The organism is Croceimicrobium sp. (assembly GCF_965228705.1).
Taxonomy (GTDB): Bacteria; Bacteroidota; Bacteroidia; order Flavobacteriales; family Schleiferiaceae; genus Croceimicrobium.
On record NZ_OZ245832.1, the window covers coordinates 61432 to 82381 of the forward strand.

Annotated in this window: 15 protein-coding genes; 6 read left to right on the forward strand and 9 right to left on the reverse strand. The window is 44.4% G+C overall.

Annotated elements, in window-relative coordinates; translation table 11 throughout:
- Positions 1-63: 63 nt before the first annotated feature.
- The gene (locus tag ACO05P_RS00235) at positions 64-363 is read left to right on the forward strand and encodes an isoamylase early set domain-containing protein (RefSeq protein ID WP_421752777.1); all 300 of its coding nucleotides are present in this window, start codon (positions 64-66) and stop codon (positions 361-363) included.
- On the opposite strand, the gene glgB is transcribed toward ACO05P_RS00235, so the two are convergent.
- From glgB to ACO05P_RS00255, 4 genes are all read right to left on the reverse strand, one after another.
- Complete coding sequence (gene glgB / locus ACO05P_RS00240) at positions 360-2273, reverse strand: 1,4-alpha-glucan branching protein GlgB (protein ID WP_421752778.1); 1914 nt, start codon at positions 2271-2273, stop codon at positions 360-362. The genes ACO05P_RS00235 and glgB overlap by 4 nt on opposite strands.
- On the reverse strand, positions 2263-3879 hold the full coding sequence (locus ACO05P_RS00245; RefSeq protein WP_421752779.1) for a maltokinase N-terminal cap-like domain-containing protein: 1617 nt from the start codon (positions 3877-3879) through the stop codon (positions 2263-2265). Before ACO05P_RS00245 ends, glgB begins: the two co-directional genes overlap by 11 nt.
- A 1-nt stretch (position 3880) precedes the next feature.
- Complete coding sequence (locus tag ACO05P_RS00250; RefSeq protein ID WP_421752780.1) at positions 3881-5800, reverse strand: alpha-1,4-glucan--maltose-1-phosphate maltosyltransferase; 1920 nt, start codon at positions 5798-5800, stop codon at positions 3881-3883.
- A 120-nt stretch (positions 5801-5920) separates the two neighbouring features.
- Positions 5921-7411, reverse strand: coding sequence for a T9SS type A sorting domain-containing protein (locus ACO05P_RS00255; RefSeq protein ID WP_421752781.1), 1491 nt, complete (start codon positions 7409-7411; stop codon positions 5921-5923).
- A gap of 315 nt (positions 7412-7726) precedes the next feature.
- Between ACO05P_RS00255 and dnaE the strand changes: the two genes are divergently transcribed.
- The 4 genes from dnaE to ACO05P_RS00275 all read left to right on the forward strand — a co-directional run bounded on the left by dnaE (position 7727) and on the right by ACO05P_RS00275 (position 14587).
- Complete coding sequence (gene dnaE / locus ACO05P_RS00260) at positions 7727-12034, forward strand: DNA polymerase III subunit alpha (protein WP_421752782.1); 4308 nt, start codon at positions 7727-7729, stop codon at positions 12032-12034.
- Positions 12035-12102: 68 nt separating this feature from the next.
- A complete protein-coding gene (gene trxA / locus ACO05P_RS00265; protein WP_210757942.1) occupies positions 12103-12420 on the forward strand; it encodes a thioredoxin in 318 nt (105 codons plus the stop codon).
- 101 nt (positions 12421-12521) lie between these two features.
- Positions 12522-13460 (forward strand): DUF58 domain-containing protein, encoded by a 939-nt coding sequence (locus tag ACO05P_RS00270; RefSeq protein WP_421752783.1) that lies wholly within the window; start codon positions 12522-12524, stop codon positions 13458-13460.
- An 83-nt stretch (positions 13461-13543) separates the two neighbouring features.
- The gene (locus ACO05P_RS00275) at positions 13544-14587 is read left to right on the forward strand and encodes an alkaline phosphatase (protein ID WP_421752784.1); all 1044 of its coding nucleotides are present in this window, start codon (positions 13544-13546) and stop codon (positions 14585-14587) included.
- A 138-nt stretch (positions 14588-14725) separates the two neighbouring features.
- On the opposite strand, the gene ACO05P_RS00280 is transcribed toward ACO05P_RS00275, so the two are convergent.
- Positions 14726-15073 carry a hypothetical protein gene (locus ACO05P_RS00280; protein WP_421752785.1) on the reverse strand — a complete coding sequence of 116 codons (348 nt, stop codon included), beginning with the start codon at positions 15071-15073 and terminating at the stop codon, positions 14726-14728.
- A gap of 244 nt (positions 15074-15317) precedes the next feature.
- Positions 15318-18107 carry an alpha-amylase family glycosyl hydrolase gene (locus tag ACO05P_RS00285; RefSeq protein ID WP_421752786.1) on the reverse strand — a complete coding sequence of 930 codons (2790 nt, stop codon included), beginning with the start codon at positions 18105-18107 and terminating at the stop codon, positions 15318-15320.
- Positions 18108-18356: 249 nt separating this feature from the next.
- Between ACO05P_RS00285 and rdgB the strand changes: the two genes are divergently transcribed.
- Positions 18357-18935 (forward strand): RdgB/HAM1 family non-canonical purine NTP pyrophosphatase, encoded by a 579-nt coding sequence (gene rdgB / locus ACO05P_RS00290; RefSeq protein ID WP_421752787.1) that lies wholly within the window; start codon positions 18357-18359, stop codon positions 18933-18935.
- On the opposite strand, the gene rsmD is transcribed toward rdgB, so the two are convergent.
- From rsmD to ACO05P_RS00305, 3 genes are read right to left on the reverse strand one after another with little or no spacing between them, the layout of a single operon-like run.
- A complete protein-coding gene (gene rsmD, locus ACO05P_RS00295) occupies positions 18910-19464 on the reverse strand; it encodes a 16S rRNA (guanine(966)-N(2))-methyltransferase RsmD (protein ID WP_421752788.1) in 555 nt (184 codons plus the stop codon). The two genes, rdgB and rsmD, sit on opposite strands and share 26 nt — an antisense overlap.
- Positions 19461-20318: a DUF3822 family protein gene (locus ACO05P_RS00300; protein ID WP_421752789.1), complete on the reverse strand. Its 858-nt coding sequence runs from the start codon at positions 20316-20318 to the stop codon at positions 19461-19463. The genes rsmD and ACO05P_RS00300 overlap by 4 nt, the downstream gene beginning before the upstream one ends.
- Positions 20302-20910, reverse strand: a complete 609-nt coding sequence (locus ACO05P_RS00305; protein WP_421752790.1) for a hypothetical protein — start codon at positions 20908-20910, stop codon at positions 20302-20304. Before ACO05P_RS00305 ends, ACO05P_RS00300 begins: the two co-directional genes overlap by 17 nt.
- Positions 20911-20950 lie beyond the last annotated feature (40 nt).

Sequence of the window (20950 nt, forward strand, 5' to 3'; positions counted from 1 at the left end):
ACTTAATCAAGTATTAAAACTTAGTGTGAATAATACACTATCTTTGATTGAAACTATTTGAAAATGGCCTTACGAAAGAAGTTTTTAAAGTCGAAACCCCTCTGTAAAGTAAGTTTTGATCTCGCTGAAAACCGTTTACCGGAAGACGCTAAAAAGGTGGAACTTTTAGGTTCCTTTAGCAATTGGGAGCCTATTCCGATGCGCAAGGTAAAGGGTGCCTATACCCGTACTTTGGATTTGGAAACCGGTTTCGAATATCAATTTCGTTATCGCTTTGATGGCGAGCTTTGGGAGAATGATGAGGCGGCCGATTCCTATATTCCCAATGGTATCTCCGGCGATAATTCGGTAGTACGCCTTTAGGCTTTAGCCTTTCTTTTATAGACTACTGCTGCTAAGGGTGGGAGGATCAAGTTTAAGGATTGCTCGCGTCCCTGCCAGGCAATTTTATCACTTTTCAAAGATTGCTTTAAGGGATAATTACTGCCCCAATATTCGCTTTGATCACTATTGTATACTAATTCGTACTGCCCAGCAGCTGGGGCGCCGATGCGATATTCATCATGCGGTTGTGGAGTGCAGTTAAGCACACAGATCAATTCTTCCTTATCGCTTTTGCGGATGAAGCTGAGTACGGAATTGTCAGCATCATTATGCTCCAACCATTCAAAGCTTTCGTAGGCATAGTTGTTTTGATGTAAGGGCTTCTCGGTGCGGTACAAAGCGTTCAAGGCCTTTAAGCTTTGGAAAACGCCCTGATGAGATTCCATTTCAAACTCTTGCCACTGCAGGCCTTCTTCGAATTGCCATTCTTTACGTTGACCAAATTCCCCACCCATAAAGAGCAATTTCGCTCCGGGATGTAAATACATCCACGAAAGTAAAAGGCGCAGATTGGCGAATTGTTTCCAGGCATCGCCAGGCATTTTGCTTAAGAGCGACTTCTTGCCATAAACCACTTCATCATGCGAAAGCGGCAACATAAAATGCTCGGTAAAAGCATAGGCCAGGCTAAAGGTGATCTCATTTTGATGAAAGCGACGATAAATAGGATCCTTTTTGAAATATTCCAAATTATCATTCATCCAACCCATCATCCACTTCAGGCCAAAGCCTAAACCGCCATCATAGGTAGGATAGCTTACACGATTAAAGGAAGTAGATTCTTCCGCTATGGTCTGCACATCCGGGTAATTCTTATAGACCGCTTCATTAAAATCTTTGATAAAGGCAATGGCATCCAAATTCTCATTCCCACCTAATTGATTGGGCTCCCATTGCCCATCCTGGCGCGAATAGTCTAAGTACAGCATCGAAGCCACGGCATCTACCCGCAAGCCATCCGCATGGTATTGATCCAACCAGAAAAGGGCATTGGAAATTAAGAATGAGCGTACTTCCGGTCGACCATAATTAAAGATCAGGCTCTTCCAATCTGGGTGATAACCCTTGCGCGGATCAGGATGCTCATACACACAAGAACCATCAAATTTACCGAGTCCATGTAAGTCATCGGGGAAATGGGAGGGTACCCAATCGAGGATTACCCCAATGCCTTCCTTATGGAATGCCTCTATTAAAAATTTTAAATCATCCGCCGGGCCAAATCGACTGCTAGCCGCAAAATAGCCGGTGATTTGATAGCCCCAGGAAGGTTCGTAGGGATACTCCATGATGGGCATAAATTCCACATGACTAAAGCCTGCATTTTTAACATAGGGCACTAGTTCTTCTGCCAATTCCCGATAGCCCAGCACATCTCCATTTTCCTTGCGTTTCCAACTGGCTAAATGCACTTCGTAGACGCTCATGGGGGCTTCCAGATTAGTATGCTCATAGCGAGCCTTCATCCATTTGCTGTCGCTCCATTTATACTCCTTATTATCGCTAATGATGGAAGCAGTGCGGGGTGGGTGTTCCGCTTGGCGTGCATATGGATCGGCCTTCTCCAGGGGATCCACCAAATCAGCATGACTGATCTTGTATTTATACAAATCGCCCACCTTTACTCCGGGAATAAATCCTTCCCAAATACCGGAAGAGTCCCAGCGCACCATTAGGGGGTAATCTTCTCCCTGCCAATGATTAAAATTGCCAATCACTTCTACCTTTTCGGCAGCCGGAGCATAGACCGCAAAATAAACCCCTGCCTCACCGTTGAGCTTGAGGGGATGGGAGCCAAAATGTTGATAGAGCCGATAATGGCGACCCTCGCGGAAGAGGTGAATATCCTGATCACTAAAAAGGCTGTGCGCTTGTGTTTTAGTAGGCATGTCGTTTTATTTCGTCGGTAATATCCAGAATTCCTTCCAGGGGAATAATCGCCCAATCCGGACGCCCGTTTAACTCGTAGCCCAGTTCGTAAATGGCTTTTTCGAGCAGGAAGTAATGGAGTAAGTAAGTAATTTCTTTGCGATAGCCAATATCCAGCTGCTGCTGAAAAGCGATCTTAAAATAGCTGTGCAGGAAAACCCCGCTAATGGATTGGTACAAACTTTGGCCAGCAGCCTGATGTTCTGAACTACGCAGATTTTGATTTTTCTGCACCGCATGAATGGCATAATGGAAAGAACGTAAAAGCCCGGCTACATCCTTTAGGGGTGATTGTTTCACTTTGCGATCGCGAATGGTGCTTTCCGGTTCTCCTTCATAATCGAGGATGAAAAAATCTTGTCCCTGAATCAGGATCTGCCCTAAATGATAGTCGCCATGAATGCGGATGCGCAAGCTTCGCAATTGTTCCTCATCAAAGCCTAAGATGAAATTGATAATCAGATCCTTTTGCTCCAAAACCTTCTCTGCTAAAAGGCGGGCATTTTCAGGTAGGCTTTCCAGTTTTTTATTGAGGAGGTTATAGCGGGCATCAAATTGGTAGATCAAACGATTTTTAAGCCAAACCGTAAAGTCACCATTGTAATTGATAGGGGCAAAGTGACGATCTCTTTTTACAGAAGCCAGGGCCAGATGCATTTCGGCCGTCCTTTGGGCTAGGGTGCGGATGCGTTTGAAGAAGTCGATCCCCGGATTTTGATGTAAGGCTTCGGGGAGCTTGGTGATTTTTAGGGGGCTTACCAGCGGCCATTTATCAATGGCACTGAGTTTTGCTAAATCCCCATTTTTAAAATACTGTTCTACTTCCTTTAACATCCAAGGCCAGGCATCGCCCTCATTGGGAACTTTCTCCTGCATTAAGCCCAATGAAATATTTACTCCCGGGCCCGGTTCCCACCAAATTAAACCAGCCAATTTGGGATAGTTTTCAAATAGCTTTTGTTGGGCCAAAAACTCGTTCATCTCAAAATCGGGGTTTTTATCCCGAAACAAGCGACGGAAGATTTTGAGGTAATAGCGATCCTGAATAATCAGGGTACTATTGCTTTGCTCGGCATTTAAAAGCTGGGATTGAAAACCTTCTGGCTCCATTTCCAATTCCTCATGGGCACGAAAGAAAACGCGATTGTTTCCCTCCAGGAGCATTTCGTGGTTTACGATTTTTCGAAATAGCGCGGCGTGGAACCCCGAATCATGCACTGCATCAATCAAGTAAAAGGAACCTTCTGCCAACTGAACTTCAGCTAGAACCGCTTGAGCAGGTAACTTATCCTTGCTTTCGGCGATCGCCAGGGGTAGGAAATAATTATGGGCATAGCTTTCGCGGAAGAAGACTTCTATTAAGAGTAGGTAATAATGCTGGAAACCACTTTTTAATAGCAGGTTTTGGCTAATGAATACTTGCTGTACCACCGAGGCCTTGCCGCCAAACCAGCGACACTGATAGAGGTGCTTAGCTAAGATATCCTGACGAAGCGCTTCCCAAAAGGATTCATCCTTTCGCAGTTGATCCCAACTTTGGGCACTTTGCAACTTCGGCAGATTCATTTTAGTCGACTACTTTAAAGAGGTGGAAGGGGCGAGCAGGGTCGAGGCGCACATAATTCCATTCTTCGCGCCAGCGATATTCGGCTCCCGAAATAAAATCTTGCATGCGGTAGCCCCCTTCGGTAAGGGGCATGAAATCATGGGGCAGTTTAAGCCAACCTTCCTGCATATTATAGGGATCCAGATTTACCACGCAAACCGTTTTTTCCTCTCCTTCCCATTTGAGATAAGCAAAGAGGCTTTGATTCTCTATTTCCAGACTGTGGAAATTTCGGCTTTGCTGCAGGGCTTTTTGCTCTTTACGGGCTTTGTTCAATATGCGCATCAGCCAGGTGATTTTGTTTTCGGCCTCCCAATCATGATGCTGCACTTCATATTTTTCAGAATTGAAATACTCTTCTTTTCCGGGTACCGATTCATGCACTAAATGCTCATATACCGGTCCGTAAACTCCGTAATTAGAACTTAGGGTTCCGGCGAGGAAGAGGCGGGTCATGAAAAGGGATTCATTGCCGCTTTGTAATCCATAAGGGAGTATGTCGGGGGTATTGGGCCAAAAATTGGGTCGGAAATAATCCGCACCTGGCCCCTGACTTAATTCCTCCATATAGTCCATCAACTCATGACGGAAATTTCGCCAGGTAAAATAGCTGTAGCTCTGACTGAATCCGGCTTTAGCTAAGGCGTGCATCAAGGCCGGTTTGGTAAAGGCCTCGGCCAGAAAAATTACTTCAGGATGAAGCTTCTGGGTTTCGGTAATGGCCCATTCCCAAAAGCGAATCGACTTGGTATGGGGATTGTCGACCCTGAAAATTTTAATCCCGCAGTCGACCCAAAAGAGGATTACGGAGAGGAGCTCATCCCATAGATTTTCCCAGTCCTCACTTTCGAAATAGATGGGTAAAATATCTTGGTATTTCTTGGGTGGATTTTCGGCATATTGCACGGTGCCGTCGGAGCGCCATTTAAACCATTCCGGGTGTTCTTTTACCCAGGGATGATCTGGAGCTGCTTGATAAGCTAAATCGAAGGCAATTTCTATATCCAGGGCGGCGGCCTTTTGGATCAGCTCTTTATAATCGTCTAAAGTCCCTAATTCGGGATGTATACTTATATGTCCCCCCTCTTTGGAGCCAATGCCCCAGGGCGAGCCTACATCCCCTTCTTCGGCAGTGGTGCTATTGTTCTTGCCTTTGCGATTCACTTCCCCAATGGGGTGGATAGGTGGCAAATAAAGCACATCAAAACCCAGGTCGGCAACACGCGGTAATTGCTTAATTACATCCTGTAAAGTGCCATGTCCTTTGGCCGCGGCACTGCGAGGAAAAAACTCGTACCAGGCTGAGAAATTGGCTTTCTTTCGATCGCAATAAGCCGGCAGTAAATCCGATTCACTGAGCAATTGCTTTTCCGGATGTTTATGGAAGACTTCTTCCAGCCAAGGCTCCAGCGCTTTTTCGGCCGCGGCATTAGAATCCTCACTTATAAGCTCAATTAGGTTTGCCGCTTCTTTGAGTTTTTTACTTTTCAGAAATTCCAAATGAGGAATACCATCGGCTAAATGCACACTTACATCCTGACCATCCTTAAATTTTTTCTCTAAACCATGGAGCCAGGTTAAAGCATAGTCAATCCAGGCTTCAATTTTATATTCATAGGCACCGATTTCGGAAAAGGAAAGCTCGGCACAATACTGATCATTGTCAATGGGCTTTAAGGCTATGCGCTGCCATTTGCCGGCATTTTTTTTACGCCAGGCTACAGCACCGGCTACAACATCGTGACCGTCGGCGACTAAAGTAGCTTGAACCTTTAGGTTTTCGTCAACAACACGTTTAATGGGGTAGCGCCCGCAATCAACCAGAGGCTTTATATCGGATATCAGAACGCGGCTGCGTCCTTGTTTGGGTTTTGTGCTCATAGACAATTACTTGCCTCAAATTTAGTTAAGTGTACAAAATACACAAAGTTATTTTCCTAAATAGATTGAGGCTGTAATATAACTGATTATAAGCGTGGTATAAATAGTGGGTAAGGCTTCTTAATTCCTAATCATAAGCTTCTTTTTGGCGAGGCTTTCGCCTGATGCGTCTTTAATGAGGATTAGGTATAAACCGGGTTTAAGGTTCAGTTCCATTTTGTTTTCCACTATTCCTCTGGTCAAGAAACTGCCCTTGAGCGACCATACTTCATAGCTACTATTCTTTGGGGCCCCTTCAATGTGTAGAATTCCATTGCTAGGATTTGGATAGATAGTAAATTGAGCTTCGGGTGAGCTTATGCTTAAAGGAGCGCAATCTTGAATGGTAAAATTCAAAGTGTCAAGTGGGAATGCTTTGCCACAAACGGATTGAATTTCTTGCCCGGAGTTTATATCCGGACGAATTTGAAGACTGTAATTTTGATTGATATTCAAAGCTTGTAAAGTACGCAGCTGAATGCTATCGGGGCCCATTTGGCGGGCTTCAATTATCGGATGAACCTGGCCATTGGCGCCTTGCAGCCAAAATTGAGTCCCCTGATTATCGAGGCTGGGAGGATAAATGGTCGCATTGGTTTTTAAATAGATAAGTGAGTCTCCACAGTTGGGGCTAAGACCGGCGCTATTTAGATCTGAGAATTGCGCCTGATTGGATACATTATTTGTGCTATCACTACCAATAAAAGTAAAATCATGTTCGCTCGAGCCCACTTCAATCCAGCTTTGACTTTGAGTGGAAAAGCGTTTCACGCTCATGCGTACAATAACCATGTAGTCCTGATCATCTATAATTTTAAACCGAAAGGGGAAGCTGTTTCTATTCTGGATCATGCTACGGTTAGGACCCAAAGGTTGTTGCGCAGTAAAGCCTGGTTTGTAGGGAAGAGGGTTGTAAGAGCCACCATCTTCAAAATAGCCATGATAGAACGCTTGCGAAAAGCTATCACCGGGACTAAGGTAGGAAGTGTCTATATGGCCTTTCCAGAGCCATTGATCTTCGGGTAAGTAGCGATCCAGCATATCACGACTCATTAAGGGCAGGCTCACTGGCCCGAAGCGATTGTCAATAATTGCAGTGATTTTTTGATACCCTGAGTTGTTAACAATATTTGCTTTGTAGGAAATTGGGTTTAAGAGTTTAGTTAAGGTAAATCGAGCACTATGCGGGAGTCTTATGGTGTCGCGATAAACGTAGTAATCGTTTTGGTAATGTTGAGCGCTGCCATTTATGGAAAGACAGTTGTAGCCGGCGGCCCACCAGGCTTGTGGTCCCTTAAAATGCGTAAGAGCAGCAGGAGGATTAACTAATGGAAGCGTTACGGTGGTGTCGTACAGGTTACCATCCGAAATGTGGATATCGTTTATATGGATTGCATTGGAGTCTCCCGGCATCAGGAGTACCTGATACAGGGTAATAACATAGTCGTTTTGTGTACCGCTGATGTGTTTAAAATGAATCCAGCCATCATCATTGTGTGAGGCACTTAGAATTCCGGTCGATAAAAATGCGAGCAGTAGATAAAGTCCCTGCTTAGTAGTTCCTTTTAACATGTCAAGTTGATTTTGCTTAAATGTAGGAAAGGATAATTTTCTTGAAATAGAAAGTGATTCTGAGCAATAGCTTTATGAGTGATCGCATGGATTTTATTTTTGTTAAGGCAGTCTTTCGATAACTCAATGAAGGAAGTGGCCCATTACACATGGATAAATAAAATCACTAATGTTATTCTAAGTAGGGCTTTGATTGATAAGGCTTTGATGCTTGAGCTGTGGAGTTATCCAATCTTATAAACAAGCATAGTGCTGCCTCGAAAAGCTTAGTATTTTTAAGCTTCGATTGCAGGACATTTAAAATTCTCAGGCCCAGTGTTTTTAATTTTTGATACCGAAACAACCGGTTTACCCATCCGCGATGATGCGCCCTTAAGTGATTTTGAGAACTGGCCCCGTGCGGTTCAGATTGCTTGGCAATTGCATGATGAGCAAGGGAATCTGGTAGAGGCCCAGGATTTTGTAATTCAGCCGGATGGCTTTGATATTCCCTTTAATGCCGCCAAGGTTCACGGTATCACCACGGCAGTAGCCAAAGAATATGGGGTGCCCCTGGAAGAAGCCATGCAGCACTTTAGTGAGGCGGTTAAAAAGGCCAAATTCCTGGTAGGGCATAACCTGCAATTCGATAATAATATTCTGGGCTGCGAATACCTGCGCCTGGAGCAAGAGAATATCTTAGAAGGCCTGCCCGTACTGGATACGGGTGAGGAAACCCGCGAATATTGCCAGTTGGCTGGTGGTCGTGGTGGCGGCTATAAAATGCCTCGTTTGGAGGAGCTGCATGAAAAGCTCTTCGGACACAAATTTGCTGAGGCACACAATGCTGCGGCCGACGTAGAGGCTACCACTCGCTGTTTCTTCGAAGCAGTGCGCCTCGGGATTTTTACCGATAAACATTTAGAGTGGACTGAAGCGGAGCGTGATGCTTTTGCAGCGGCTAATCCCGCCATGATAAAGCCGATTGGCCTCAAGGTTCAAAGCTTTAAAGAACTGGCCCGAGAACTGGAAGCTCGGCAAGCCGCTGGTGGCAGATCAGGCGAAAGCCAGGACATCGTTCTCGATGCCGATCTGAAATTTACCCACCTGCACGTCCATACCCAATATTCCATTTTGCAGGCTACCTGCGATGTGAATGCCTTAATTAATAAGGCCAAAGAGGAGGGGATGCCTGCGGTGGCCATGACCGATATTGCCAATTTATATGGCGCTTTTAAATTCGTTTCGGCCGCCAGAGCTGCAGGCTTAAAGCCCATCGTAGGAGTGGAGTTTTACCTCTGCCGCGATCATAAGGATAAGTCGGTAAAGGACAATGGTTTTCAAATTGTAGCCTTAGCCAAGAATAAAGCCGGTTACCATAATTTGGCCAAGCTTTCATCGCATGGCTTTACTGATGGTTACTACTATGTACCTCGTATTGATCGCGATTTGCTTTTACAGTACAAGGAAAACCTCATTGTAAGCACCGGTAGCCTCAATGGCGAAATTCCACGATTGATTTTGAACGTGGGTGAAAAGCAAGCCGAGGAAGCCTTCCTTTGGTACCTCGAGCATTTTGGTGAGGACTTTTATGTAGAGTTGGTAGACCATGGCCTGGAAGAAGAGCGAGTGGTAAACCAAACTTTGATCCGCTTTGCCCAAAAGCATGGCGTAAAATATTTTGCATCGAATGATGTGTACTATTTGGGTGAAGGTGATGCCAATGCCCATGATATTTTGCTCTGCGTAAAGGAGGGTGAATACCAAAGTACACCGATCGGAAGGGGACGTGGTTATCGCTATGGCTTCCCTAATGATCAATACTATTTCAAGACCGATGCGGAGATGAAACAACTCTTCGCGGATCGTCCGGAGGCCATTGCCACCACTCAGGAAATAGTAGATAAAATTGAAGCTTATGACCTGGCACGAGATGTACTCTTGCCGGCCTTTGATATCCCCGATGAATTTCGCGATCCTGAAGATGAAAAGGATGGAGGGAAACGTGGAGAAAATAATTACTTGCGTCACCTTACCTACGAGGGAGCCAAGATCCGTTATGGTGAGATAACAGAGGATATTAAGCAGCGTCTCGATTTTGAGTTGGAAACCATTGCCAATACGGGTTATCCGGGTTACTTCCTCATTGTGCAGGATTTTACTTCGCAGGCCCGTGAAATGGGGGTGAGCGTAGGTCCTGGTCGGGGATCGGCTGCAGGATCGGCAGTAGCTTATTGCATCGGAATTACCAATGTGGATCCCATTAAGTACGATTTACTTTTTGAGAGATTCTTAAATCCGGATCGGGTATCGCTACCGGATATTGATATCGACTTTGATGATGAAGGTCGGGGTAAGATTATCGATTGGGTGGTAAATAAATACGGCCAAAATCAGGTGGCTCAGATTATTACCTACGGTACTATGGCCGGTAAATCGGCGATTCGTGATGCCGGTCGGGTATTGCAATTACCCCTCTCCGAAACCGATCGCGTGGCCAAATTGGTCCCCGATGTTAAATTGAATAAACTCTTCGCTTGGAGCGATAAGGAGATGAGCGAAAACCTCAATGGTGATCTTTTACCCTTGGGGAAACAATTGAAGGAACTCTCCAACCAGAATAGTCTGGAAGCTCAGGTGGTAAACCAGGCACGAATTTTAGAGGGCTCAGTACGAAATACCGGAATTCATGCCTGTGGGGTGATTATTACCCCTGATGATATTACCAAGTTTATTCCGGTTTCGGTAGCCAAAGATTCCGACCTCTATGTAACCCAGTTTGATAACTCGGTGGTAGAAAGTGCCGGGATGCTGAAGATGGACTTCCTGGGCTTGAAAACCCTGAGCATCATTAAAGATGCCATTGCGATTGTGAAAGATCGCCATGGGGTGGAGATTGACACGGATGAAATTCCGCTGGATGATCCTAAAACCTTTGAGCTCTATCAGCGTGGCGAAACCAATGGTACATTCCAGTTTGAGAGTCCGGGGATGCAGAAGCACCTGAAGGCTTTAAAGCCGGATAAGTTTGCGGATCTCATTGCGATGAACGCCCTTTACCGTCCCGGGCCACTGGAATACATTCCCAACTTTATTGCCCGGAAACACGGTACCGAAGAAATCACTTACGACCTCCCGGAAATGGAGGAGTACCTGGCAGAAACCTACGGGATTACCGTTTATCAGGAGCAAGTAATGCTTCTTTCCCAAAGTCTGGCGGGCTTTACCAAGGGTGAGGCCGACGTTCTGCGGAAGGCTATGGGTAAGAAGAAGCGTGACGTTCTAGACAAGATGAAGCCCCAGTTTATTGATCAGGGGAAAGAACGCGGGCACGACGAAGAAAAACTGAATAAGATTTGGAAGGATTGGGAAGCTTTTGCAGCCTATGCCTTTAACAAATCGCATTCTACTTGTTATTCGGTAGTAGCCTTCCATACGGGCTACCTTAAAGCGAATTATCCGGCCGAGTATATGGCCTCGGTGCTTACCCATAACATGAACGACATAAAGAAGGTGACCTTTTTTATGGAGGAGTGTAAGCGCATGGAAATTCCGGTTTTAGGTCCGGATGTCAATGAATCCCAATTTAAGTTTACCGTAAACGACGAAGGCGCTATTCGCTTTGGTTTAGGTGGAATGAAGGGCGTTGGCGAAGGCGCGGTAATGGCGATCGTGAATGAACGTCTTGATAATGGTTCCTTTAATAGCTTCTTCGATTTATTGAAGCGTATTGACTTAAGAGCGGTAAATAAGAAAACTTTGGAGAGCCTGGCTTTGGGTGGGGCTTTTGACAATTTCCCCAAGGTGCATCGGGCGACCTTCTTTAGCGAAGGACAGGATGGTAAGACCTTTTTGGAACGTGCCCTCCGTTATGCCCAAATTCATAAGGCTCAGGAAGAATCTGCGCAGGTGTCGCTTTTCGGCGAAAGCCAGGAAGTAGACATGCCCGAACCCGAAGTACCAGTAGTACAACCCTGGCCACGGATGTTCTTATTAGGTAAGGAGAAAGAGGTGAATGGCCTTTACTTAAGCTCGCATCCCCTGGATGATTTTAAGTACGAGATGGATCATGTGGTGACCAATCGTTTATCGGAATTCCAAATGATGGAGCGGATGAATGATTTCTGTGTGGCCGGAATTATTTCGGATGCCTTACACCTTACCGCACGCAGTGGCAAACCCTTTGGTCGATTTACCATCGAGGATTACAGCGGTAAGCATGAATTTGCCCTTTTTGGAGACGACTATCTGAAATTCAAGTCTTATATCGAAACCAATTTGCTGGTTTTAATTCGTGGTAAAATTTCTCGCTATACGCCGCGCTGGGAGGGTGCTACCGAAAGGATCGAAGCGAAAATTAGCCAGGTGAGTTTGATTCAGGATGTATTGGAGCGCCATGCTCGCGGAGTCGAACTACAGCTGGCGGTGCAATCGGTGAACCCCGAAAATATAGAGGCCATCAATGCAATTATAAATGAATATCAAGGGGAGAAGTCGCTGAATCTTTTGATTTTTGATGCAGAGAATCCGAAGATAAATCTGCGTATGCCGCGTCGTAGCAAGGCTGGCATCGCATTGCATAAGCAGAGTTTAGATGCTCTGAAAGCCTTACCCTTTGCGCGAATGCAATTAAAGGCCGATTAAGGATAATGGGATTGCTTCGTATTATGAATGAAAAACTAATTTTGTAACCCTCAATAAAGGATTAAATAATGGCATTAGAATTTACCGAAGCCAATTTCGAAGAATTGGTACTGAACTCAGACAAACCCGTATTGGTTGATTTTTGGGCAGAATGGTGTGGTCCCTGTCGTATGGTAGGCCCAATTGTTGAAGAACTGTCTCAAGAATACGACGGTAAAGCTGTAATTGGCAAAGTGAATGTAGACCAGCACGGCGAGATCAGCATGAAATACGGTATCCGTAACATCCCAACCTTATTGGTATTTAAAGGCGGAGAAGTAGTAGACAAGCAAGTAGGAGTAGCTCCTAAAACTGCTTTGGCAGCCAAGTTGGACGCTCAGATGTAAGATATTCTACCAGAAGAAGAACCTCGCTTATTAGCGGGGTTTTTTTATGGGCAATCGGAGGCTTTTTAGTATCATTGTTATCTACCCTTTTATCCTGTAAAGTGGCTGAAATTCAATCATTAGAACCTTTTCACTACCGCGATTTTGAACAGCTTGAGCTTTTGGCCAGGCAAGTGGTAGAAGGTTTTATTACCGGATTGCATAAAAGTCCCTTTCATGGCTTCTCGGTAGAATTCTCGGAACATCGCATTTACAATCCTGGTGAATCCATTCGTAATATCGACTGGAAGCTCTTTGCGCGTACCGATCGTTTGTATACTAAGCGTTATGAGGAAGAAACCAATTTGCGTTGTCGTATTCTCCTCGATACTTCGGGCAGTATGTTCTATCCCCGGGAGCGTATGCGTCAGGTAGAAAATCCCGCTAAATTTTTATTCAGTGCCACCGCCACTTTAGCCTTGATGAATTTGCTAAAGCGGCAGCGCGATGCCGTTGCTTTGAGTTTATTTGGCAGAGAAGATTTTCACAGTCAGGTAGGTTCAACCTATCAGCATCATAAGGCTTTGGCAACTAAGCTTTCTCAAATATTAAAGGAGAAATCTTTAAAAGGGGAAGAGCAGGTAAGCCTTAGTGATCAATTGCATTTAATGGCGGAGCGTACGGAGCGCCGTTCCCTGATTATCATTTTCAGTGATCTTTTGGAGGTGCAGGATGATCCTCAAGCATTTTTAGATGCCCTGCAACATTTGAAGCATGGCAAACACGAAGTAGTTCTATTTCACACCTTGGATCGTGAGACGGAAACAGACTTTGATTTTCAATCGGGCCCTCACAAATTTGTCGACTTAGAAACGGGGCAGGAATTGCGCCTTAATCCAGCCGATATTCAAGGGGCTTATCAAGAACAAATGAATGCATTCCGCGATCTCCTAAGACGGAAATGCTTGCAATACCGCATCGACCTGCATGAGGTGGATGTGAAGGACGGATATTCTAAAGTTTTACAATCCTACTTACTTAAACGTAAAAAGCTCTATTGATGAATTTCAATGCTCTTATCCTCAGCTTACTGACCTTATTTTTTGTGGGTGATGCCAATCAGTCTCATGTAAAATCGGCAAAGATGCCTAAAGCTAAGCGTCCTAATATTATCCTGATGATTGGTGATGGTATGGGCCACGCGCAATTATCAACAGCTCTGTTTTATGGCAATAAAGAGCCACAATACCTGCGCTTTCCCATTGTAGGATTAAGTCGAACCTCGAGCAGCAGCCACAAGATTACCGATTCGGCAGCGGGGGCCACCGCCTTTAGTTGTGGTGTTAAAACCTATAATGGCTCCATCGGCATGGCGGCAGATACTACCGCTTTAGAAACGATTTTAGAGTATCTGGATAAAGAAAATTGGAAAACAGGTGTAATTGCTACCTCTTCCATTACCCATGCTACTCCCGCTTCATTTTATGCCCATGTTCCTTTACGTAAGCAGGAATTTGAAATAGCCGAGCAGTTTTTAAGCGCCCAGGTTGATTTTGCTGCAGGAGGGGGGAAACGGTTTTTCTTTAATCGCCTGGATGAGCGCAATTTGTATCCAGACTTTGCCAAAGCAGGTATTGAAGTAGATACTACTGCCCTAGAGGCTAAAGAATGGCAAAAGGATAAGCGTTATGCCTATTTGTTAGCTAAAGATGGGATGATTCCTGTTTATCAGGGTCGGGATGAATTCTTACCTAATGCTACTGCCATGGCCTTAGATTATTTTGATGCTACTGCGGCAGATGAGCCCTTTTTTATGATGGTAGAAGGTTCCCAGATTGATTGGGGTGGACATGCCAATAATGGCGAATACCTGGTTAATGAAATGCTGGATTTTGACAAAGCGATTGGCGTAGCTCTCGACTATGCTGAGAAGGATGGTAATACGATCGTTATTGTAACCGCTGATCACGAATGTGGTGGTTTCGCAATGGTAAGTGAAGAGGTGGAAGTGCCTTTCCGCGGCAAGCAAAATGATTACGACTCCTTGCGCTTTAGCTTCGGTAGTGGTGGACACTCTTCCACCATGGTTCCGGTATTGGCTTATGGTCCAGGAACACAGGTGTTCAGTGGGATTTATCAGAACAATAGCATCTATCAGAAAATGATGATGTTGGCGGGTTATAATTAAAAAGAAAACGCGCCAGTAAACTGACGCGTTTTTAGAGAATACCCCCTCGAATGTTTTTTCAAGTCCGACTATCTATTACCCACTAAACGAACTCGACATTCAAGGCCTGCACAAGGCAGACCAGGTATTTCTGCAGTTTTATACTGCGGGACGCAATAGGATGCGGTTCATTGAATCCAGCAACATTTGTACCTGGAAAACGAGGTCCTGGTCTGGCATTTCGATATCCAAACGGTGATACAATGGTTCATTATGTGAAACGCTGAATTCAAAATGGTGATCACCACTCCTGAATTCTCTGAGCCTAACTACCATCTCGTAAGTTTGATCGCCGCTACGGTCTTTCACCTGATAAAAAGAGTAGCGTGGCATTTTACCTCCAATGAGTTCGGCTTCTCTTTCTTGGCGTGAAAGCTTTGGTATTGCTTGCACATGATCAAATCTTGCGGTTAATAGTTCCAAGGCTTCTTCCTTGTCTATTACCATAAAAAATCCCTCTATACAGATACAAATATAGGCTTTTCGAATACAAAATGACTATTAATCAGGCTGATGCAATAGCATAAAATACCTGTTGCTTTGCTAAGTTCTTAGCAATCAATTGTTTGAGCCTGATATTTAATCTAAGGATTCTTGCTTTGGTAGGACTCTGATCATGAGCGATTTAGCCTTAATAAAAAAGCCCCGATACCTTTAGGTTCGGGGCTTTTCGCTCATTAGTAGGCTGTTCTTAACGCAGCATAATTTTTTGGTGAAAGCTTTCACCGTCTCGTTCTACCTGAACCAGGTACATTCCCTTGGGGAGATTACTTACATCTAATTCGAGGTATTCTCCCACAGCAGTTTTTTCTAAGCTGTTTTGCAATAATAGATTACCGCTGAGGTCGTAAATATTTAATTGGGCATTCTCTTTTCCTCGTCCGTTGAGTTCAATGATCAAATGATCTTCAGCTGGATTTGGATAAACCAGTAATTGCTCAGTGAAGAGTGGATTTTCGCCCAGAGAAACATCGTTTTGTACTTCAATTTTTTGAGTGGTGTATAGACGGTATTCACCTGGCTGCAAATTAAGAGTAGCATTTACATTCGTCACGTTGATGCTATCTCCGCTAAAATACTCGTACCACCAACCGGTATTCTGGAAGTTAGGATCCGCATTTTGAGCCACCACATCGAAGTTACCGAGGATAGTAGCGTTGAAATTGCTGTGATCTAAATTGATTCGCTTGGTAGCGCCATTAAGGTCGTAACGATAGTTATTACTATTGAAAGTCGGGTTTTGTACCCGCAGGTTGATGATATTGGAAACCACCTGGAACAGACGTGCACGATTGGCATCATTTTGATAGTTCCAGCGAATGGGCTTATTACATACGCGACAAGGATCATTGATACCTACATCATAACCCAATTCGCCAAATTGCCAGAGCATTTTAGGTCCAGGGATAGTGTAGAGGAATAAAGAAGTTAATTCTTTACGTGCCAGGGCAGTTGCCAAAACTTGAGTGTCATATCCGCCAGAGGAATTACCATAGTTCAGCAATTTGTACATAATACGCTCCTCATCATGACTTTCTTGATAGGCTACTAGGTGCTTATAGGTCCAACCGCGTTGCGAATGGAAAGCGCCAGAGAAATTGGATCCGGATAACCAGCCCATGGCTGCTTCGCCATAATCGTGATTGTGATTTCCCCAAAGCAAGAAGCCTTGATCCGAAAGGGCCTTTTCTTCGGCATTATCAGCAAAATGTTCCAGGATCATTACGGCTGAAGGATTGGCAGATTCCATCTGGCTTTTGAGGCGGTTAAGGATATCCACCCGACTTTGATCGTACTGACCCCAAGCACCTACATTACCCAAGGTGTTGTTTTGAGTAAAGCCTTTGGAGAGGTCCATACGGTAACCATCTACCTTGTATTCGCTTACCCAATATTTCATAACGCGCTCCGCGAAATCCTTAGTAGCTTGAGACTCGTGGTTGAAGTCGTAGCCCACATTAAAATCATGTTTAGGATCTACATTAAGCCAGGGGTTTTGTGGAGTGGGTTTGCCATATTGACCCGCAGTCGGATCAAAGTACAATTGTACAAATGGGCTCTGACCAAAAGCATGGTTAAGCACCACATCAATAATTACAGCGATTCCACGGCTATGGCAAACGTCTACAAATTCTTTAAACTTCTCTGGGGTACCATAATACTTATCTAAGGCCATATGGAAGCTTGGATTGTATCCCCAGCTTTCATTGCCTTCAAATTCATTCACCGGCATCAATTCAATGGCATTTACACCCAAGCGATCTAAATAGTCGAGTGTGTCAATCAGGGTTTGGTAATTGTGCGTAGCGATGAAGTCACGTAAATGCAGTTCGTAGATGATTAATTCATCCTTACCCGGAGGTGTGAAATTGGGGTTTTGCCAATTGTAAGCGGGGCGATCCATCTGGATTAAGCTGGTGATACCCGTGGTTTTCCCGGTAGGATAATCAGGTAAATTGGGCCAGGTGGTAGCACCGATATAGGAGTCGTTCCAGGGATCGAGAATTAATTCGGAATAAGGGTCGGCAATTTTAAGATCACCATCTACCCAATATTGAAAGGCATAAAAATCACCAGGATTTAGGCTATCAATGCTCAACCACCAATCACTGCCATTCGGATCCTTCTTCATGAAATAATCCGGATGAGGTTGCCAATTGTTGAAATCGCCAATTACATAAACGTAGCTTTTAAAAGGAGCATGAAGTTTCAGAGTGATTTCAGAAGCGCTGTTGTAATTGATTCCGTATTCGGTGCCGGAGGGAACGGCCTGAGTTTGCACAGGGCTGTTCACAACATAATACACGGTGTCGCGCTCGATGGTACTGCCATCATCAGCCACCAATTCCACTAAGTGCATACCAGCGGCGCCAGCGGCGAAGGTGCTGTTAATGCTGCGAGCATTGCTCACCGAGCTTTTTAATACTCCATTATCATAGATGTCGATATCCGCATCTTTACTAGTAGCTCCACTAAAACTGAGGTTTTGACCAGTAGTGGCGATCTGAGTATTAGCAGGACTTAAAAATGCCGCTAAAAGACCGGCATTCGCAGGATAAATAGGGTAGAAAATATCGCTACCATCAGCGGCGCGGCCTACATTATTTCCGGCTTGATCTCTAAATACGAAGGACAATTCGGTTACCACCGTACCAGCACTAACATTGTAAAAGGTAGGGATGTGATAGGTAATGCTGTGTTTATTGTTCCCAAGGGGAGTCATTACTACATTCGGATCTGCCGTTCCCCAGTTGCCTTGCACATTTTGCCAGTTTCCTGGACCACCGGCCTGAGTGATAATTCCGGTGTGAGCATATACGGGTACAAATCCCACCAAGGCACCATTTCCTTCAGTTGCGTCGAAGGTTATTGTGACCGTGTCATTTTGAGTTGGAAAGGCTGGGTCTACGGATACCACCTGTGCCGGGATGACCAGGGGGAGCAGTATCAGCATCCAAAGCTTAGTAATCTTAAAGTCCATAGTAGTATAAAATTTACTCTGCAAAATACATAAAAATTGTAATGATGTAAAGGGGTTCTCGCGCTGTATCCCTTTGCTAGTCTAGTTTGTGTCATTTTTACACTTAAATCCAGTCCTAGCTTGAGATACGCGCTTTTTCAACAAGACCAATTTTGATGGGAATCTGAAATTTTGAATTTGGAATTTTAACATTCCGGGCCTTCAATTTTTCTTAAAAGCCTTTCTTTGGTCTCCAGAAATTGCATACTCATGGCTGATTTAATTTTTGCCTCACATAATGAAAATAAGAGTCGGGAAATTCGACAATTACTTCCTGATTTTCAACTTGCTTCCCTCAAGGATTTGGCTTTTAATGAAGAGATCCCGGAAACGGGAGACACCTTGGAGGCCAACGCGGCGATCAAGGCGGATCGAATCTTTGCTGAATACCACAAGCCGGTTTTTGCAGATGATACCGGACTAATTGTTCCGGCTTTGGATGGTGCTCCAGGAGTTTACTCAGCTCGATATGCGGGACCGGAGGCCAATGCACAGGCCAATATGACTAAGCTCTTAAAGGAATTAGAATCTAAGGAAGATCGATATGCCTATTTCGAAACGGTAATATGCTACATCGAAGCAAGTGGCGAGAAGCACTTCTTTAGCGGCAAGGTTGAAGGACATATATTAGAAAGCCAACAGGGGGAAAAGGGCTTTGGGTACGATCCGGTGTTTTGCCCAAAAGGTGAGCCTTTGAGTTTTGCGGAAATGAGCCCCGAAGCAAAAAATGCGATCAGCCATCGAGGCCGAGCCTTACAAGCTTTTATTCGTTTTCTTCAGCCAGACTGAAAAAACTGAAAGCTACCTTCCCGTAATTACGAGTTTCATAAAAATGTTCCAAGTCGGAGAGGTCTGTATCCCGATCATGTTCCAAAACTAAAAAGCCATCCTCCGCAAGGAGCTTTTTAAAGATGATCTGTTCCACCAATTCCTCATATTGGCTATAGTCATAGGGAGGGTCGGCGATAATCAAGTCGTAGGTGTGGTAATCGCGTTTTATGAAATCCAGGACTTCTGCTCTTTGCACCTGTAGATTATCAGCAAACCCGAGACTTTGAGCCGTTCTCTCAATAAAGCTGCAGCATTTTGGGTTTTGGTCTACCGCCGTAATTTGCTCACAACCTCGACTCGCTAATTCGTAGGACAAATTGCCCGTTCCGGCAAAGAGATCCAGAACCGTGATTTCTTCAAAGTAAAAATGATTATTCAGAATATTGAATAAGCCTTCTTTGGCAAAGTCGGTTGTAGGTCGAACCGGTAAATTGAGCGGAGCCTTAATTTGCTTTCCGCGAAATTTCCCACTAATGATACGGGTCATAAAAGGCCTAATAAATTGATGTTTTCGCGCAGATCCTTCTCGCTAATCATCGGCGAAAGCTGGTAATTGCTGGGAACCGACATATCTTTTACTTCTCCAATATAGCGTTCCAATAAGCTGTGGAGCTTGTCACCTTTCAGGCTTAAGCCAGCCACTTTTAAGTGTAATTCGGTAGGTAGAAAACGGTTTTGCTCCAGGCTGTACAAGATGAAGTATAAAAGGTCTTCTTCCGTTTGATATTGGAATTTGTTATACCACTGAACCTTGCCTTTTTGGGCTAGATAGAAGTCGGCTTCACTGGGACTAACATATAAAATTCCGGTAAAGTCTTCGCTCTTACTGGTTTGGTATAAGTTTTCAATGCTGGTCGCCTGATGTTGTATTTGGGCCTGCATAAAGCGTTTGCTCAACCATTCGCTAATACGCTCAGGAATGGCATGCAGCATGAGCGCTTCACTATGGGTCCAATGATCCGTGTAAATTCGATCTCCCTTTTGAAGCTTGGCGGTATAGGATAAAATTTGCTGGCCTTTGCCTTTTTGGTAAAAGTGCTCGGGAACCAGACTGAATTTTTGAAAATTAACCAGACATTTAATACTGGCAGATAAATCGGGGTTAACCGGCAATTGATCTAGCGTTTTTTCAAAGAGATCAATCAATTTGGATTCGGATTTTTCTTCTTTCCAAAATCTTTGGGCGCTAAGAAGGATACGACTTTTGTTCTCCCCAGCTACCATAATGGAAAAGCCTGTCTTGGACAGGCTTAACACGGTATGACAATCTTTGAGCGTATCGCGGTTTAAGCCTTGATCGACTTTGAGCGAAAGCTCGGCTATATTATCTCCAGTTACCACTTAATGTAGGTTCGTTCATATCGCCTACTTGCAAGGCATATTCCTCATCAATGTACTGGCTGTACTTATTTAAAACATCGTGGAAAATGGCGGTATTCGGAGCCTTGGCTTCAAATACGGGAACTACCACATCATTCACCTCCAGCTTACCGGCCTTTAATTCAAATTCCTTTTTATCGCTGAAAGGAATGTAGCGTAAGGTCTCTGGATCAAAATCTGCACTAAAGAGTTTCAGTTTTACAGATTCGTAGCCTAAAATTTTCTTTACAATGGTATCCTTTTCCATTTCTTGTTGGTAGGTCTCATTGTAATACATAAAGGTAGAGTCTTTACGCTCTACTCGGGCAATTTTACCGGTATCTACAAAAGCGATTACCGCGTTTAAGTCGGCAGCGAACTCGCTGTACTCAGTACGATAGGCTTTTTGAATATCTCGAATTTGCTCCAGTTTAGATTTCACCGCTGTATAGCGACGCTCTTTTAATTTTTCGAAGTTGATCGGGTCAAGGATGATCGAGTATAGGCGATAACCCAAGAAAACAATCAATAAGAAAAGACCAATCTTAATTAGCGTTGAAGTCGTGGAATTCATTCTATTTACGGACGTTTGGTGTTCGTGCTTGCGACAAAAC

Coding starts and splice junctions, on each gene's coding strand:
- ACO05P_RS00235 (WP_421752777.1), top strand. CDS start 64: ATGGCCTTACGAAAGAAGTTTTTAAAGTCGAAACCCCTCTGTAAAGTA.
- glgB (WP_421752778.1), bottom strand. CDS start 2,273: ATGCCTACTAAAACACAAGCGCACAGCCTTTTTAGTGATCAGGATATT.
- ACO05P_RS00245 (WP_421752779.1), bottom strand. CDS start 3,879: ATGAATCTGCCGAAGTTGCAAAGTGCCCAAAGTTGGGATCAACTGCGA.
- ACO05P_RS00250 (WP_421752780.1), bottom strand. CDS start 5,800: ATGAGCACAAAACCCAAACAAGGACGCAGCCGCGTTCTGATATCCGAT.
- ACO05P_RS00255 (WP_421752781.1), bottom strand. CDS start 7,411: ATGTTAAAAGGAACTACTAAGCAGGGACTTTATCTACTGCTCGCATTT.
- trxA (WP_210757942.1), top strand. CDS start 12,103: ATGGCATTAGAATTTACCGAAGCCAATTTCGAAGAATTGGTACTGAAC.
- ACO05P_RS00275 (WP_421752784.1), top strand. CDS start 13,544: ATGCCTAAAGCTAAGCGTCCTAATATTATCCTGATGATTGGTGATGGT.
- ACO05P_RS00280 (WP_421752785.1), bottom strand. CDS start 15,073: ATGGTAATAGACAAGGAAGAAGCCTTGGAACTATTAACCGCAAGATTT.
- ACO05P_RS00285 (WP_421752786.1), bottom strand. CDS start 18,107: ATGGACTTTAAGATTACTAAGCTTTGGATGCTGATACTGCTCCCCCTG.
- rdgB (WP_421752787.1), top strand. CDS start 18,357: ATGGCTGATTTAATTTTTGCCTCACATAATGAAAATAAGAGTCGGGAA.
- rsmD (WP_421752788.1), bottom strand. CDS start 19,464: ATGACCCGTATCATTAGTGGGAAATTTCGCGGAAAGCAAATTAAGGCT.
- ACO05P_RS00305 (WP_421752790.1), bottom strand. CDS start 20,910: ATGAATTCCACGACTTCAACGCTAATTAAGATTGGTCTTTTCTTATTG.